Raw genomic sequence first — 14616 nt, 5'->3', positions numbered from 1 at the left:
GGTGGACTTATCCTTGGAGCAATTGCAGGTTTCATTGGAAGCAATATCATGAATGAGAAATCCGGAACATTTAAGAACATCATTCTTGGAGTTCTTGGTGGTGTAGTTGGCGGATTTGTATTTAAACTCATCGGATTTACAGCTACAGGCTTAATTGGAAGCCTGATTGTATCAACTGTTGGTGCATGTATATGCATCTGGCTTGGAAGGAAGCTGTTCTAAAGGAGGTGGCAGGTATGTTAATGGTTACTACAGAAACAATATCCGGCAAGAATCTGGAAATGCTTGGTCTTGTAAAGGGAAGTACTATTCAGACAGTCAATGCTTTTAAGGATATCGGATCCGGACTTAAAACTCTGGTGGGCGGTGAGCTTGGAAGTTATACCGAGATGATGGGTAAGGCAAGAGAACTTGCCACTGACAGGATGATCAAGGAAGGGCAGGCTATTGGTGCAGATGCGATTGTTGGAGTAAGATATTCATCATCTTCAGTAATGCAGAGTGCAGCTGAGATAATGGCCTATGGAACAGCTGTAAAGTTTGTTTGAGAGGCTATAAAAAATAATCATTTGGGTGAAATGAGGGAAAGCCGGTAGTTGTGATGACTGCCGGCTTTGTGCTATGAAGAAAAGTATTCTTATGAGGGGGCCAAGAGGTTTGTTCCTCTTGTTGTTATTACTATACATTTCAAACCTAAATCAAAACAAAAAGTCATGTAAACAGAATATGAACGTTACGGGGATATTATTCACATTATGTTCAAAGGAATTTTAAGATGAGTTAAGGTTTCAAATGTATCATAAAGCTATCAAGAGGACAGAAACTCTTGTTAATATTGATAAAACACTTTTTCATAACCGCTGTCTGGTGAAGAACCAGACAGCATCCTCCCTAAAACAACAGCTGCCTTTGATAGGCGGCTTTTTTCTATTGTATGACTATAATGAAGGTTGCATCTGGGATATAATCTATAGTGGACATAAAAATATAGGAAGGTGACAGCATGGTAAGCTTGACCTTGGAGATATCAAGGATCTTGCAGGTGGATTATTCAAGAAATAATTATGAGAAGCAGGCTGCGATTCCTTCGGGAGTCGCGGCAACTCATATATTCAACCATGAAACATTTTTTGACGAGGAATAATGGATGAACATACAGGTCTACGGCACCAGGAAGTGTAATGATACAAAGAAAGCGGAGCGCTTTTTCAAGGAGCGTGGCATAAAATATCAGTTCATTGATATGAAGGAAAAGGGCATGAGCAAGGGAGAGCTTACATCTGTTGCAAGTGCCAATGGCGGTATCATGAATATGGTAAATCCTGATGCAAAGGATAAAGATGCAGTTGCACTTATCCAGTATATTGCCGATGAGGATAAGCTGGAAAAACTGCTTGAGAATCAGCAGATAATAAAGACGCCGGTAGTGAGAAATGGCAAGCAGTCTACACTGGGATATCAGCCCAATGTGTGGAAGAAATGGGAATAAGGAATGGATGACAGACTGAAAAGGCAAATGGAGTTTGCCTTGGAGATAGATAAAGAAAAGAATGTATTCAGGCAGACTCATTTGTCAGGAAAAGGCAGAAATGAAAATGATGCGGAACACGCCTGGCATATGGCAATCATGGCTTATCTGCTTAAGGAATATGTAAATGGTATATATGCGCCTGAAGAGTATTCGCCGCTCATGAGACCGGTTTTGTATACATGTGTGGGAATTGCTATCGCCGCAATATGTATCAGCTTCGTATTACATGCGATTTCTATAAAAATAAAAAGGGCAGCTGTGGAGTAAATCCGCAGCTGTATTTTTATCATGGCCTTTCTGAAAAAGAAATCGCTAAAGCTGAGGGTGTATCACAGCAGATGGTTTCCCTTTCGCTTGATGGAGCTCTGAAAAACCTTAAGAAGTACCTGAAGCTTTAATATGCTATTTACAATAGGTGTGCATGTTCCAGGCAGTCTGGGATATGCATGCCTTAAATAGGTAAAAGTAAGTTTTTGTAATGATAGCAATGGTGTAAAATGGTAGAGATATATTTTGTTAAAGAATAATTGTTGGCGGAGGAAAAAAGTGAAGTTCTTGAAGTGGTTAAATCTAATTCCCCTTGTAATGTTTGTGATTAGGGATATGCTCGGAATAGCTGATATTAATCCTATATGGATGATAGTTATTGCGGCATTTGTCATAATGAATGTTTTTATGGCTAAAAGCATGAAGGAGTATCTCCTGTCTTCGTTATTATTGCTGATATCATGCGTTGCCGGAATGGTACTAAGTACATATTATTACTACTATTTTATTAGTTCTGATTTTGAGACACCTATTGTCGGTGCTTTCATAGCGATGGTCTATGGAATATTTGTGCTTGTGCTGGCGGGAGTTGGTACAGCTGTTTTTGCCATCAGGAACAGAAAAGAGGCAGTGAAAAATGGAGATATTTGATATAACTGACGATAACGGCTTTCCGACCGGGGAGACTGTAAGTAGAAGTGATGCACATGACAATGGTATTCCTCACAGGACAGCACATATTTGGATTGTGAGAAAGGAAGTGGATAAATATCAGGTTCTTCTTCAGAAGAGAAGCGCCGAAAAGGAATCTTTTCCTGGGATGTATGATACTTCATCGGCAGGACATATCCAGGCTGGTGATGAGCCACTTGAGTCTGCACAGAGAGAACTGTTTGAGGAGCTTGGAATAAAAACTCTGGCCGGAGATCTTACTTTTGCCGGGAAGTTTCATATTAAGTATGAGATGGAATTCCATGGAAAAATGTTTAAGGACAATGAAGTTGCTTTTGTTTACGTGTATGAAAAGCCTGTGGATATTTCCAAGCTGAAGCTTCAGACAGAGGAAGTGGAAGAAGTCAGGTGGTTTGATATCGATAAAGTCCATGAGGGATGCATACACAGGGATGGCACGTTTTGTGTTCCGATGGAAGGGCTTGAGACAGTAATGAAGTATCTTAAGGAAAAAGAAGAGAGACTAAGATGAAGAAAATAGTAGTGACAGCGCTTGTGCTGATAATGGTAATAGGAACAGTAGGATGTGGTGCGAAAAAAGAAGATGCAGCGATAATCGGTGGAGCTGACGGTCCAACATCTATTTTTTTGGCATCAAAAGTGAGTGATCCTGTGGTATCAGGAACCTGGCAGACAGCATCCATAGGCTATGAGACTGATGGGGATATGCAGCCTGAATACTATGTACAGTTTGGTGATGCAGAGATAATTTATGGTCATATGGAAAATAATGATTTTGTTCCGGATCATTTTGATAGTATTTCGCTATTCGAGGAACTGGAGACTGGAGGATACAAGATTAAGGCAGAGTCTGATAACGGAGTACAGTACACGTATCAGTCTTCTGAAGAAGATGCGGGTATCCTGGAATATTATGAGACATGGAACGAGGATGAGTTTTCAGAGAAGTACAGTGGCGGCGCTTCTCTTAGCAGATGTGATTAAACTTTAGTCTATAGCTTGTTTTGAACAGTGAGTAATGAGGGAAACATGAAAAGACGAGTAGTATTATTTGTGCTTGCATTATGTCTTGTGGCTGGATGCGGTAATAGAAGGAAAGAAAAGAGTTTGATGAAGGAACTAATGGTCCGGCAAAAGCTTCAGAACTAAAGGAGTTTAAAGCTGAGGCGAAGGAACGCCTGGAAGTGGCTATTCCTGATGAATACTTTGCTTTTCTGAAAGTAGTTAATGGAATTGAATATAATGGCTGCATAATATATGGAATAGACGAGGAGTTCCTTGAGGATGATCCGGAGCAGGAAATCTCTGGATTTATAGAGAATAACGAAGGTTATAGAATGGATATCGCAGACGAGGGCGATAATTACACAATTATTGGTGAGAGCGACATGAGCTGGTAGCTGTCGAGGGAATGAGAAAATGGACTATATAAGGAATAGAAAAAGCAATATCCCATTTAGTTTACATGATAGCAGGATAATACAGATTGAGACTGTCAAAGACACATTATCTTTTAGGGTAGATCGAGTATTTCAATATACAGACGACGAAGAAAAATGGTTTTCCGGAGTAATCGATTTTACTAAGACTGATATGGAAGAGTGTAGTATTCTTGCGTTTAACACTCCATATGGGTATGATGGCGAGAAGTCATTTTCAGGAAAAGCAATGTCGTTAGAGGAGTTTAAAAAGCTATATCCTGGCGCAGAGTTTGAGATTGTTACAGAGGGCTATTGTGGTTATGATACAACATATCAGGGGTGGATATGGCAAGGAGAAAATGATCCGCTTTTTGGAATTATGAGTATTTGGAATAGAGGCGATATGATATATCGGATAGATGATACTTCAGTTGCTCCTTGACCATGAAAACTTAGGGCACTAAAGGGAGAAAACATTTTTGACAAAAAGACGGTAATAAGCGTAGAGCGAGACAGCTTCTGTATGAGTAACCGTAATGGCTTCGAGATTTTTATAAATTAAGGATAGAGGCGGAAGGAATGGTAGACTGGTGGATGGAATAGCTGTTCTTGAAGCTGATTATTCGGATGAGGATAAAGAGGACTGTATTCTGACTTTGTATGAAAGGCTATATCCTGGAAGGGGAGGACTTACTGATTTTTTCATAAATAGTGAGGATCCGGAACAAAGAAAAGCATTAAACGAACAATTATCCCACATCCAGCTAGAGTTGTGGAAAATAGTAAAAGACAAAATAGTCGAGCATAGTAGCCCGGGTAAATTTAGACATGAAGAAGCATAATAATATGGATTCAAACGAGGAAGAAGGCCATGTTCTACAATGCAAAGAATGAAAATATAAAATTTGATGGAACAGACTGTGATTATATAAGCTTTGGAACCGGTGATAAGAACCTTATCATGCTCCCAGGGGTAGGAGACGGATTCAAAACAGCAAGAGGAATCGCAGTGCCATTTGCTTTTGTGTATTCAGGATTTGCCAAGGAGTTTAAGGTCTATGTGTTTAGCAGAAGGAATAACCTTCCGGATGAATTTTCAACTGCTGATATGGCTGATGATATAGATAAGATCATGGACATGATTGGCATTAAAACTGCCAGTGTTTTCGGAGTGTCGCAGGGCGGTATGATATCCCAGCAGCTTGCTATAAGACATCCTGACAAGGTAAAAAAGCTTGTCCTTGCAGTTACTGCATCAAGGCCAAATGAACTGATGAAGGAGGCACTCGAATCCTGGATAAATATGGCAGATAATGATGATTATGCCGGAATAATGCTTGATACAGCAAAGCGTTCATATACCGGGAAGTATCTTGAACGTGGGATTAAAATGAATTCTCTTTTGGCAAGAATGAAGCCAAAGGACTATTCGAGGTTTAAGATTCTATGCAGATCGTGTATGGAACATGATGTTTATGACAGACTCTCAGAGATAAGCTGCCCAACTTTGATTATAGGGGCAGATAGTGATCTTGTTCTTGGAGGTGAAGCATCAGTTGAAATGTATGACAGGATAAATGACAGTACGCTGTACATGTATGAAGGTTACAGTCATGGAGTATATGAACAGGCCAAGGATTTTAATGGCAGGGTTATGGATTATTTAAAAAATTGAGACAGGAGTCAGTTTATGAAGATTATGGTCAGTGCCTGTTTGCTTGGACAGAACTGCAAGTATAATGGCGGCAACAATTATTGTGATAAAGTGGCTTCGTTTCTTGAGGGGCATGAAGCAGCTCATGGCCGGAGGTGGAGTTGCCCTCATCGGAACCACACTTGTTCCTCTTCTTGCAAACCTTTTTTGATCTGCCGGAGGGGAGGAATCGGAAGAAGCATGTCTCATTGACATAAGGACGCGCAGGTAGTATTATAATGATAGGTGGGATATCCCACCTATCATATATGGAGGTGGACCTTATGGAAGCTATCAAAGATTATACGGTACACATTGACAGCAAAAAGAGAATCACCCTCAGAGGTGCATTGTATCAATACTATAATGTAAAAGAATACGAAAATGGTTGCATAATGCTTGAACCGCGTGAACTAACTGTTCCTGATGGCATCTCGGCAAATACTTTAAAAGATATGGATAGAGCAATAGAGAATTTCAAGATGGGAGATGTTTCACCCGCTATTGATCTGTCTGATTTTTAGGGGGAATTGCCTGGATGGGATATGCGATTAGGATGGGAATTCCTGAAATGGAGGAATTATGGAATTCTCTTCAGACTCAGTACCGAGATGGTACTATCAGTAAAAAAGACGAGGAGCTTTATAAAAAATGGGGTAATGCTTTGAAGAAGTTATCCCTTGATCCGATGTACCCGAGCTTAAAATCTCATGAAATAACTGAATTGTCCAGACGATATGGTATGAAAGTCTGGCAGTCATATCTTGAGAATAAAAAGAGCGGGGCGCGTCGCATGTACTGGGTATATGGACCAGATCAGCAGGAGATAACAATAATCGGTTTGGAACCACATCCTGAAGATGCAAAAAATGGTGCATATGACAGGATAAAGCTGTCGGATTTATAACAACTTAATATTGATGTAGTGCAGGACCATTCAACAAAGGATGGTCCTTTTTTAATGCAAAAAAGTAGGACGTAACAAGTGGACAGCATAATTGAGGCGATAGAGGACTGGTTTAGAGGTATAAGTAAAATGCAACTCATTGAAATTATTAACGAGATTCATGTTGATAATTTCCTTGATGACCAATATAATATAGCTATAAAGAAATTATTAACGTAAAAAACGAGAATAAATTTCGGGAGTGATTGGCTATGAAAATAATAGGCATAAAAGCAGAAGGTCTTCCTTTATTAAAAAACGGGATAGAAATAGGCTTTACAGCTACCCAGAGAGTAACTGAAGACGATAAGATGGTTTTGCATAACTTATTTAGCAATGTTTACCTTAATCCTACTGAGGCTATTATAGGAATTAATGCATCAGGTAAGACATCTGTTTTGAAGCTGATTCTTTTAGCGCTTGGTATTGTAAACAATGAGCCCATTAATCATATTGAGGTTAAGGACATTCTGGGAAAGACGTGTGATGCAGTGATTACAATATGTTTTTACTCTCAGAAATGCTTATATAAACTGACGACATCAATAAGTTGTAAGGATGGAAGATATATTATAACTGATGAGAAACTGTGGAAGAAGCAGGTTGAACTTATCAAAACAAGAAAAGCAATGCAAGAATTTGATGATTCCATGGTGATTGCCACAAGGCATGATGATGAGGAATTCCTTTCTGATGATGTGAGTATCATCATTGCTTTAAATAAGAAGAATAAGGATCAGATGTTTATAGAAGATATGCTTTCATTTACAAATGTGAATGTGTTGCCTGCATCTGAAACAATTCCTGTTCCGGTGATTGCATTTCTGGATCCAACTGTAGAGCAGTTGTCGTTTGAAGCTCAAAATGGAAAAGAACTGATTCATTTGAGATTTAAAAATCAGAATGAGATATTGCTCAATAATTCCAGAGAACTTGAGAATTATCTTTCATCTGGAACTATTAAGGGAATAATTGTCTTTACAAAAGCAATGGAAGTATTAAGGCAAGGCGGATACATGGTCGTAGACGAGATTGAAAACCATTTTAATAAGGAAATAGTAGCTACGCTTATGAGATTTTTTATGGATGGAAAGCTCAATAAGCACGGTGCGGTCCTGATATTCTCTACGCATTATCCTGAACTTCTTGATGAATATGATAGAAATGATAGTATTTACATTACAAGAAATAAGGATGGAATAGAATTACAGAGTCTGACGGAAAAACTTAATAGAAATGATATCAAGAGAAGCGATGCATACCAAAGTGGACTTCTCGAGGGAACAACACCTGCATATGAAGCGTTTATGCAGCTTAAAAATAGTATATCAGCTTATGTTTAAGGGGGATGCGTGATGGAACTTAAACTAAGCAAGTACAAGGCATCCGGGATATTCCCTGAAATAAAGCTACGACAGTGTGCGGTGTTCCTGCTAATACCCTGCGGTCAGGGATTATGCCGCACGGTCAGGGAGTGGAAACTGCCGAAAACAATCAGCCGTTACCGCCTCCCACAATGTGCCGTCGGACAACGATATCTCGGAATATAAAAGTTGCGAATTTTTAAACGTGGAAATGGTTGATAAGTATGGCTATGATATGTATAATATATGTATGGATACAATACGATTTGAGTGGGATGAAAACAAAAACATAATTAATCAGGAAAAACATGGAGTTTCTTTTGAAGAAGCCAAGACGGTGTTTTATGATGAATTTGCACTGTTGGAATATGATAAGAAAAACTCCGGTACAGAGGATCGCTTCCGTATTCTTGGATTAAGTAAGAAGGGAAATGTTTTACTGGTTGCTCACTGTACCAGAGAGAATGACACAATAATCAGGATTATATCTTCACGTAAGGCTACACCAAACGAGAAGAAAGGCTATGAAAGGAGCAGAAGATCATGAAAAGACTTAACGATGATGAATTTTTGGAACAGGAATTTGACTTCAGTAAAGCTGTTAAGAATCCCTATGCTAAGAAGCTACACAAGAAGATAACAATGAATGTTGATGCTGATGCCCTTGAGTACTTTAAAAGTCAGTCAGCAGATTCCGGTATACCTTATCAGACGCTTATAAACCTTTATCTGGTCGATTGTGCAACCTCAAAAAAGAAGTTAAAAATGACTTGGAAATGATGATGCATAAGTTCGCATTATTCCCCATATTTTAGGTCTGTGTTTTCTCTTTCGGGAAATTTTCGGGAAAAACTGGTACGAAATCGGGAAAAAGTGGGAAGGTTATAGGTTTTTTTATCAAAATTACTGTGTTATATTTACAATGGACAAAGCGATAGGGAAAAACAAAAACACTTCCCAAGCCGCCGAGTCCATTTTCTTTTGTAAGCCTGTCACGAAACATAGCGTAGAGGTGGATCATTTTATTCCATGGTCGTTTATAAAAGATGATCAGATATGGAACTTTGTTCTGGCTTGTCCTGAGTGTAATAACAAGAAAAGAGATAAGCTTGCGCAGGTTGATTTCCTTGCTAAGATATCTGAGCGGAACGAGATCATGATTGAGAGGGATCAGAGTAACAAGGATTCAGCAAGGCGCATAAAAATGATTTATACATGGGCACAGAAAAATGGTTATAACGAAATTTGGACGCCCAAGAAAATGAGTGTTTAATGTAAATGTCAGAAAACTGACGTGAGGAATATATATATGTTGGAACCAGGATTATATGAACAGGTCATAAATAAACAGATACAGTCAGAGCTTACAGGCTCTTCAGATGATTTAAAGCGAGTTGAGAAGATTGATGGAGCTGAAGCTTGAATTATACTGTACATATACCAGAGATCAGATCCTTGTGGCAATGGATTTCAAGAAACCACAGACTGTAAGAGAAGGTGTGAAGTGTCTTGAAGATAAGATGGTGGACGTGTTCTTTGTAACGCTTAATAAAGCAGATAAGGATTATTCACCTACGACAATGTACAATGATTATTCTATCAATGAGGAGTTTTTCCATTGGCAGAGTCAGAGTACAACTTCAGATACTTCACCGACCGGTCAGAGATATATTAACCATGTTCATGAGGGAAGTAAGATCCTGTTATTTGTAAGAGTGTTTAAGAAGGATTTGGCAGGTGCTGCGCCATACACGTATCTGGGGACTGCAAAATATGTGAGCCATTACGGCAGCAGGCCTATGAATATAACATGGCATTTGGATAATCCGATACCAGCTAAATACATTAAGAAGACAAGCAAACTGGAAGTAGGATGATTATGAAAACTGTTAACGTAGTCGCAGCAATAATCTGCGATGATTACAAGAGAAAAACTAAGATATTCGCAACCCAGCGTGGTTATGGTGATTATAAGGATGGCTGGGAATTTCCCGGAGGAAAGATTGAAGAAGGGGAAACGCCTGAAGAAGCACTCGTAAGGGAGATTAGAGAAGAGCTTGGTGCGGAGATTGAGGTTCATGATCTGATAGATGTTATTGATTATGACTATGAGACTTTTCACCTACATATGAACTGTTATTGGGCAACTGTTGCAGAAGGCAAACTACAGCTTTTGGAGCATGAAGCAGCGAAGTGGCTTGAGGTTAATGATCTTAGTAGTGTGGACTGGCTTCCTGCAGATCTGGCGTTACTTCCTAAGATTGCTGAGGCTATGGTTGATAAGAATGTTGAGTATTACGATATGAATGCTGATTCGTTCTTTGCTGGAAGTGTTAACGCAGATATGTCATATGAGAGGGACAGGTTCATCGCACTCCTTCCTGAGCATGGCCATATTTTGGATGCAGGCTGTGGAAGTGGACGAGACAGTAAGGCATTTCTGGATGCAGACTTTTCTGTAACAGCTTTTGATGCATCAGGGGAAATGAGGAAGAGAGCCTCTGAATATCTGGGGCAGGAAGTTCTGGATATGAGGTTTGAGGATATCGATTTTCATAATGAGTTCGATGGAGTCTGGGCCTGCGCATCACTTCTTCATGTGCCGGTGGAGCAGCTGCCGGAGACAATGAAGAAGCTGAATACTTCCCTTAAGAGTGGCGGTGTTATATATGCTTCTTTCAAATATGGCGATGGCACTAAGATGCGTGGAGATCGCAGATTTAGCGATTTTGATGAGAAAAGTATAGTTCCGTTGTTTGAGAATGCAGGATTTGAGATTATTTATAATGAGGTTGGTACTGATAACAGACCCGGTAGGGAAGATGAGATGTGGGTCAATGCAATAGGAAAAAAGGTTTAAGGAGGAGAAGTTCATGAGTACAGTAAAAGAGACAATAGCAAAGAGAAGCTCAACACGTGGCTATACACAGGATCAGATTTCAAAGGAAGAGCTTGATGCACTTCTTACAGCAGGACTGCAGGCTCCGACTGGTGCAAATAAGCAGGAGCTGCATTTTACGGTTGTTAAGGGTGATAATCCGATCCTTGCTGAGATTGAGAATGAGAAGAATGCCCTTCGTAATATTGAGCATGCAGAGCACAATTTCTATTATGAGGCACCGGTTATTATTGTCATTAGCGCAGAGAGCGGATACAAATGGAGCAAGGTTGATGCAGGTATCGCTGTTGAAAACATTGCACTTTTATCCGAAGAAATGGGACTTGGAAATCTGATCATCGGATGTATTTATGATGCTCTCCATGGTGAGAAGGGCAAGTATTTTTCAGAGAAGCTTGCTATACTAGAAGGTTATGAGTTTGAGATAGCAATTGCTGTAGGTCATAAGGCTGTTACTAAGGAGCCTCATACTTATAACGCAGATGCTCAGATCACGATTTTGGAATGATATATGGAATATATTGAGATTTTTACAAGAGAAGGTAGGCCCACCGGGAAAATCATAGAAAAGCATGAAAAGAAACAGCCCGGAGACTATATAAAGCACGTTCTTATCATCATGAAGACGAGCGACAGTCCTGCTCCGGGGAAAGGCGAAGGCAAGTATGTTGTTCAACAGAGATCTTTAAGGGCAAGATATTATCCAGGCAAATGGGATATGACGGGTGGTGGAGTAAGATCTGATGAAACTCCAAAGGAGGCTGCTGTCAGAGAATTGGCAGAAGAGCTTGGGATAAAAGTATCACCTGACAATCTGGAACTGGCCTTTGAATATATCAAGGACTGGGATGACGGAACGGGACTTTTGGCATCAATTTTCATGCTGCGAGTTGATGTTCCAGAAAGCGGCTTTGATTTTGACCGTTACGAAGTAAACGATGTCAAGGTTATGCCTTTTAGCGAGTTCTATGGTCATATTATGGATCATAATGATGAAGAAATGGGTAAAGGAATCAGGGATATAGAGGCAAGACTGTAAGAAATGGGTTACGGAATGAAACCATGTGGTTGCGTTTCGTAACCTTTTCTGTTGCGTATTGTTTTTGAGCTTAATATAATCAGCTTAATCAGAGTCGACACTGATAGGAGCAGAGATTATGGATGAAACAGATAAGAAGATTTTAGATATGATCAAGGGTAATGCTCGCATGAGTTATCAGGAGATTGGTAATTTGCTGGGAATTTCCCGTGTGGCTGCTAAGAAAAGGGTTGATAAGCTCGAAAAGGCAGGAATTATCCGCGGTTATAATACTTATATCAAGAGAGATGATGAGATAACCATGCTGTTCGATATCATTACTGCAGATGGTGCCTTTGAAAGAGTTTTGAATTATGTAGCTACGCGGACAGCATATGTGCGCCAGATTTTTACTACTCACAAAGAAAATCATATCCATATGGTAGCTGTATCTGATTCACCCAAAGATCTCAAGTATTTGGCTAAGATGATCGACAAGGACTGCGGAGATGATATTAAAGAGCTCCATGTCCGTCAGGTCCAGAAGATCATCAAGGACGTGTATGGAGGAATCAAATATGAGCCAGGATCAGGGGCGGACTATGACAGAGATAATTGAAGCTGTTGCAGGCTATAGAGTTCATGAAAAACGTGGAGGTAAGTTTTACTATAATCTGCATATGAATCAGAGTATGAGTGATACACCAATCGAAGCATTGGATTTAAGTGTAAGATCGTATCATTCGTTGCAAAGAGCAGGATATTCACGTATAGGTGATCTTGCAGAAGCTATTGCCGGAGGAGTTGAGCTTAGCAAAATCAGAAATTGTGGATCAAAAAGCTGCAGAGAGATAATGGAAAAATTGTTTGTTTACCAATACAATATGCTGCCACAGGAAAAAAGAGAAGGCTATATCAAAGAAACTATGATGTTGAATGCCAAGAAAAGGAGGGACGATTTGGTCGTATACGGAAGTGGTGTACGATAAAAAGGACATATAAGAGTGTATAATCTAAAATGTAAACTTATAGTATGACATTTTGGAGGTGGCGATTTTGGTATATGCAATACATTCTTTTATGAAGGCTGTCTTTGATCGCTTTGGTTTGAATTGGTGGTTTTGGTATGGCTACTTTAAGATGACTGTAATTTTATCGTTGATATTACACATGATGCTATTTAAAAATGAACTGACCAAGGATTTTCCAAGTATTCCTTATGAGCAGGAATTTCCGTAATGATAGGTTGATGTGAGTGAGATTGAGAGGATAGAACGATGCCGTTTTCGATTATTAGAAATGACATAACAAAAGTTAAGGCAGATGCTATTGTTAATACGGCAAATCTTGAAGTTGCCATAGGTGATGGTATCGATGCTGCCATTTATAAAGCTGCTGGTGAGGAAAAGCTTTATGCCGCTCGCAGGGAGATAGGCGTTCTTGAACCAGGAGAAGTGGGTATTACACCGGCCTTTGGCCTTGATGCGAAGTATATTATTCATGTTAGTGGTCCTTGTTGGGAAGGCGGAGATTACGGCGAAGAGCGGCTTCTTAGACAGTGTTATGATAAGTCACTGGAACTGGCAGCTGAGAATGGATGTAAGTCTATAGCTTTTCCACTTCTTGCGACTGGGACTTATGGATTTCCTAAAGAGCTGGGAATTCAGATAGCAATCGATGCGTTCACCGCCTTTCTCAAAGATCATGAGATGGAGATAACGCTGGTTGTTTTCAGGGAGTATGCTTATCATGTGTCCGGTAAACTCTTTGATGATGTTAAGAGCTTTATTGATAATGAGTATGTGAGTGGAGCTCTGGAGGATGAATATAGTCACGATGGTATTCCGGAAGACCAGATGGTATATCTGCAGAGGATATCAGCTTTTTCTGATAAGGAAGAGAGCAAGGCTGATGCTTCCGAGGTATGTGATGAGGATGATGGATATTTCGCGGACTGGGAAGATGAAGAAGAAACCGATGCTATAGATGTTATTCCTATTGGCAGGAAGTACAAAGCTAAAGAATCAGCTCCCATGGCGGCTGCGTATGATGAGTGCCATGCTGAGATGATGTTTGGTGCTGCTAAAGAGTCTCAGTCCCTTGATGATGCACTTAAGGAGATGTATACGGATACCTTTGAGAAGCATCTGCAGCAGCTGATTAACAAGAAGGGGCTGAAGAATTCCGAGATTTATACGGCTGCCAATATTTCCAAGCAGTATTTTTCAAAGCTCCTGAAAGGTCAGGTTAAGCCTTCCAAGGAGAAGGTTCTTTCTCTGGCTGTGGGGCTAAGATTAAACCTGGATGAGACGGTGGATTTCTTAAGACTCGCGGGATATGCGTTATCACCAATCTCACAGACAGATGTTGTGGTCAAGTATTTCATTGTTCATAAGGACTACAGCGTTATGAAAATAGATGTAGCGCTCTTTGATTACGGACTGGATCCGCTGTCAAAGGGATGATAAGGATGGGGCTGTCGCACTAAGAATTAGTGCGAGGCCCCTTTTTAGTGCTAAAAGTCTTGATTAACACAAAGACCAGGCTTCGAAAAGCCTGGTCTTTGCTGTAAAATATATTTATGCTACTAAATAAAATCTTACAAGGAAATTATAGCCTTTCTTCCTTAAATCATCAAATAAAACTTCCGCTCGACATAGACCTATCAGTAGCAGATGACGATCCGGTACGCCTGGTAAGCGCATTCGTGGAGGAGATGGACCTTTCTGATCTTTATGCAACATATGAAAGAATCAGAAAAGGCCAGGCAACGCCCCGTCATAT

Annotated in this window: 23 protein-coding genes and 6 pseudogenes; all 29 read left to right on the top strand. The window is 40.0% G+C overall.

What is annotated here, in order from left to right:
• Window positions 1-222 (top strand): GlsB/YeaQ/YmgE family stress response membrane protein (locus tag G602_RS26660; RefSeq protein ID WP_196808679.1); only part of this gene is annotated, 222 nt, incomplete at its 5' end.
• A gap of 14 nt (window positions 223-236) precedes the next feature.
• Entirely contained in the window at window positions 237-548 is a 312-nt protein-coding gene (locus tag G602_RS0113735) for a YbjQ family protein (protein ID WP_026659538.1), read from the top strand.
• Between the two features lie 455 nt (window positions 549-1003).
• Entirely contained in the window at window positions 1004-1144 is a 141-nt protein-coding gene (locus G602_RS30510; protein WP_155829894.1) for a hypothetical protein, read from the top strand.
• A gap of 3 nt (window positions 1145-1147) precedes the next feature.
• Window positions 1148-1489: an arsenate reductase family protein gene (locus G602_RS0113720; protein WP_026659535.1), complete on the top strand. Its 342-nt coding sequence runs from the start codon at window positions 1148-1150 to the stop codon at window positions 1487-1489.
• Window positions 1490-1492: 3 nt separating this feature from the next.
• Window positions 1493-1657, top strand: a pseudogene (locus tag G602_RS32095) (HD domain-containing protein); the annotation flags it as partial.
• A gap of 420 nt (window positions 1658-2077) precedes the next feature.
• Window positions 2078-2449: a hypothetical protein gene (locus G602_RS0113705; protein ID WP_026659533.1), complete on the top strand. Its 372-nt coding sequence runs from the start codon at window positions 2078-2080 to the stop codon at window positions 2447-2449.
• Window positions 2436-3002, top strand: a complete 567-nt coding sequence (locus G602_RS0113700; RefSeq protein WP_026659532.1) for an NUDIX hydrolase — start codon at window positions 2436-2438, stop codon at window positions 3000-3002. Before G602_RS0113705 ends, G602_RS0113700 begins: the two co-directional genes overlap by 14 nt.
• On the top strand, window positions 2999-3475 hold the full coding sequence (locus G602_RS0113695) for a hypothetical protein (protein ID WP_026659531.1): 477 nt from the start codon (window positions 2999-3001) through the stop codon (window positions 3473-3475). The genes G602_RS0113700 and G602_RS0113695 overlap by 4 nt, the downstream gene beginning before the upstream one ends.
• Before the next feature lie 167 nt (window positions 3476-3642).
• Window positions 3643-3891, top strand: a pseudogene (locus G602_RS26650) (YrhA family protein); the annotation flags it as partial.
• Between the two features lie 19 nt (window positions 3892-3910).
• Window positions 3911-4354 carry a hypothetical protein gene (locus G602_RS0113680; RefSeq protein ID WP_026659553.1) on the top strand — a complete coding sequence of 148 codons (444 nt, stop codon included), beginning with the start codon at window positions 3911-3913 and terminating at the stop codon, window positions 4352-4354.
• Between the two features lie 148 nt (window positions 4355-4502).
• On the top strand, window positions 4503-4754 hold the full coding sequence (locus G602_RS0113675; protein ID WP_026659530.1) for a hypothetical protein: 252 nt from the start codon (window positions 4503-4505) through the stop codon (window positions 4752-4754).
• A 29-nt stretch (window positions 4755-4783) separates the two neighbouring features.
• A complete protein-coding gene (locus tag G602_RS0113670) occupies window positions 4784-5587 on the top strand; it encodes an alpha/beta fold hydrolase (protein WP_026659529.1) in 804 nt (267 codons plus the stop codon).
• Between the two features lie 15 nt (window positions 5588-5602).
• Window positions 5603-5704 (top strand): annotated as a pseudogene (locus G602_RS32090) (DUF523 domain-containing protein); the annotation flags it as partial.
• Window positions 5694-5777 (top strand): annotated as a pseudogene (locus tag G602_RS30500) (Maff2 family mobile element protein); the annotation flags it as partial. The pseudogenes G602_RS32090 and G602_RS30500, both read left to right, overlap by 11 nt.
• 112 nt (window positions 5778-5889) lie before the next feature.
• Complete coding sequence (locus G602_RS0113660) at window positions 5890-6129, top strand: hypothetical protein (RefSeq protein ID WP_026509152.1); 240 nt, start codon at window positions 5890-5892, stop codon at window positions 6127-6129.
• Window positions 6130-6143: 14 nt separating this feature from the next.
• Complete coding sequence (locus G602_RS0113655; protein WP_026659527.1) at window positions 6144-6512, top strand: hypothetical protein; 369 nt, start codon at window positions 6144-6146, stop codon at window positions 6510-6512.
• Window positions 6513-6763: 251 nt separating this feature from the next.
• On the top strand, window positions 6764-7894 hold the full coding sequence (locus G602_RS0113645; protein ID WP_026659526.1) for an AAA family ATPase: 1131 nt from the start codon (window positions 6764-6766) through the stop codon (window positions 7892-7894).
• Window positions 7895-8165: 271 nt separating this feature from the next.
• Complete coding sequence (locus G602_RS0113640) at window positions 8166-8462, top strand: BrnT family toxin (protein ID WP_026659525.1); 297 nt, start codon at window positions 8166-8168, stop codon at window positions 8460-8462.
• A complete protein-coding gene (locus G602_RS0113635) occupies window positions 8459-8695 on the top strand; it encodes a CopG family antitoxin (protein WP_044932127.1) in 237 nt (78 codons plus the stop codon). The genes G602_RS0113640 and G602_RS0113635 overlap by 4 nt, the downstream gene beginning before the upstream one ends.
• Before the next feature lie 142 nt (window positions 8696-8837).
• Window positions 8838-9188: an HNH endonuclease domain-containing protein gene (locus tag G602_RS0113630; RefSeq protein WP_026659524.1), complete on the top strand. Its 351-nt coding sequence runs from the start codon at window positions 8838-8840 to the stop codon at window positions 9186-9188.
• Between the two features lie 133 nt (window positions 9189-9321).
• Entirely contained in the window at window positions 9322-9792 is a 471-nt protein-coding gene (locus G602_RS0113620; protein ID WP_026659523.1) for a DUF3427 domain-containing protein, read from the top strand.
• A gap of 2 nt (window positions 9793-9794) precedes the next feature.
• A pseudogene (locus tag G602_RS32085) lies at window positions 9795-10190 on the top strand ((deoxy)nucleoside triphosphate pyrophosphohydrolase); the annotation flags it as partial.
• Window positions 10188-10775, top strand: coding sequence for a class I SAM-dependent methyltransferase (locus G602_RS32080; RefSeq protein ID WP_026659522.1), 588 nt, complete (start codon window positions 10188-10190; stop codon window positions 10773-10775). The pseudogene G602_RS32085 and the gene G602_RS32080, both read left to right, overlap by 3 nt.
• A 13-nt stretch (window positions 10776-10788) precedes the next feature.
• The gene (locus G602_RS0113605) at window positions 10789-11322 is read left to right on the top strand and encodes a nitroreductase family protein (RefSeq protein WP_026659520.1); all 534 of its coding nucleotides are present in this window, start codon (window positions 10789-10791) and stop codon (window positions 11320-11322) included.
• Between the two features lie 3 nt (window positions 11323-11325).
• Entirely contained in the window at window positions 11326-11853 is a 528-nt protein-coding gene (locus G602_RS0113600; protein ID WP_026659519.1) for an NUDIX domain-containing protein, read from the top strand.
• A gap of 118 nt (window positions 11854-11971) precedes the next feature.
• A complete protein-coding gene (locus G602_RS29030) occupies window positions 11972-12451 on the top strand; it encodes an Lrp/AsnC family transcriptional regulator (protein WP_049945228.1) in 480 nt (159 codons plus the stop codon).
• Window positions 12411-12821: a DNA-directed RNA polymerase subunit alpha C-terminal domain-containing protein gene (locus G602_RS0113590; protein ID WP_207638175.1), complete on the top strand. Its 411-nt coding sequence runs from the start codon at window positions 12411-12413 to the stop codon at window positions 12819-12821. Before G602_RS29030 ends, G602_RS0113590 begins: the two co-directional genes overlap by 41 nt.
• Before the next feature lie 288 nt (window positions 12822-13109).
• Window positions 13110-14297, top strand: coding sequence for a macro domain-containing protein (locus tag G602_RS0113580; protein WP_026659516.1), 1188 nt, complete (start codon window positions 13110-13112; stop codon window positions 14295-14297).
• A gap of 116 nt (window positions 14298-14413) precedes the next feature.
• Window positions 14414-14616 (top strand): annotated as a pseudogene (locus G602_RS31225) (IS5/IS1182 family transposase); the annotation flags it as partial.

Source organism: Butyrivibrio sp. AC2005, from assembly GCF_000424145.1.
In the GTDB taxonomy this organism is placed as follows: Bacteria; Bacillota; Clostridia; order Lachnospirales; family Lachnospiraceae; genus Butyrivibrio.
Note: the sequence above shows the minus strand (reverse complement) of the source record. Positions and strands in the feature narration are given on the sequence as shown.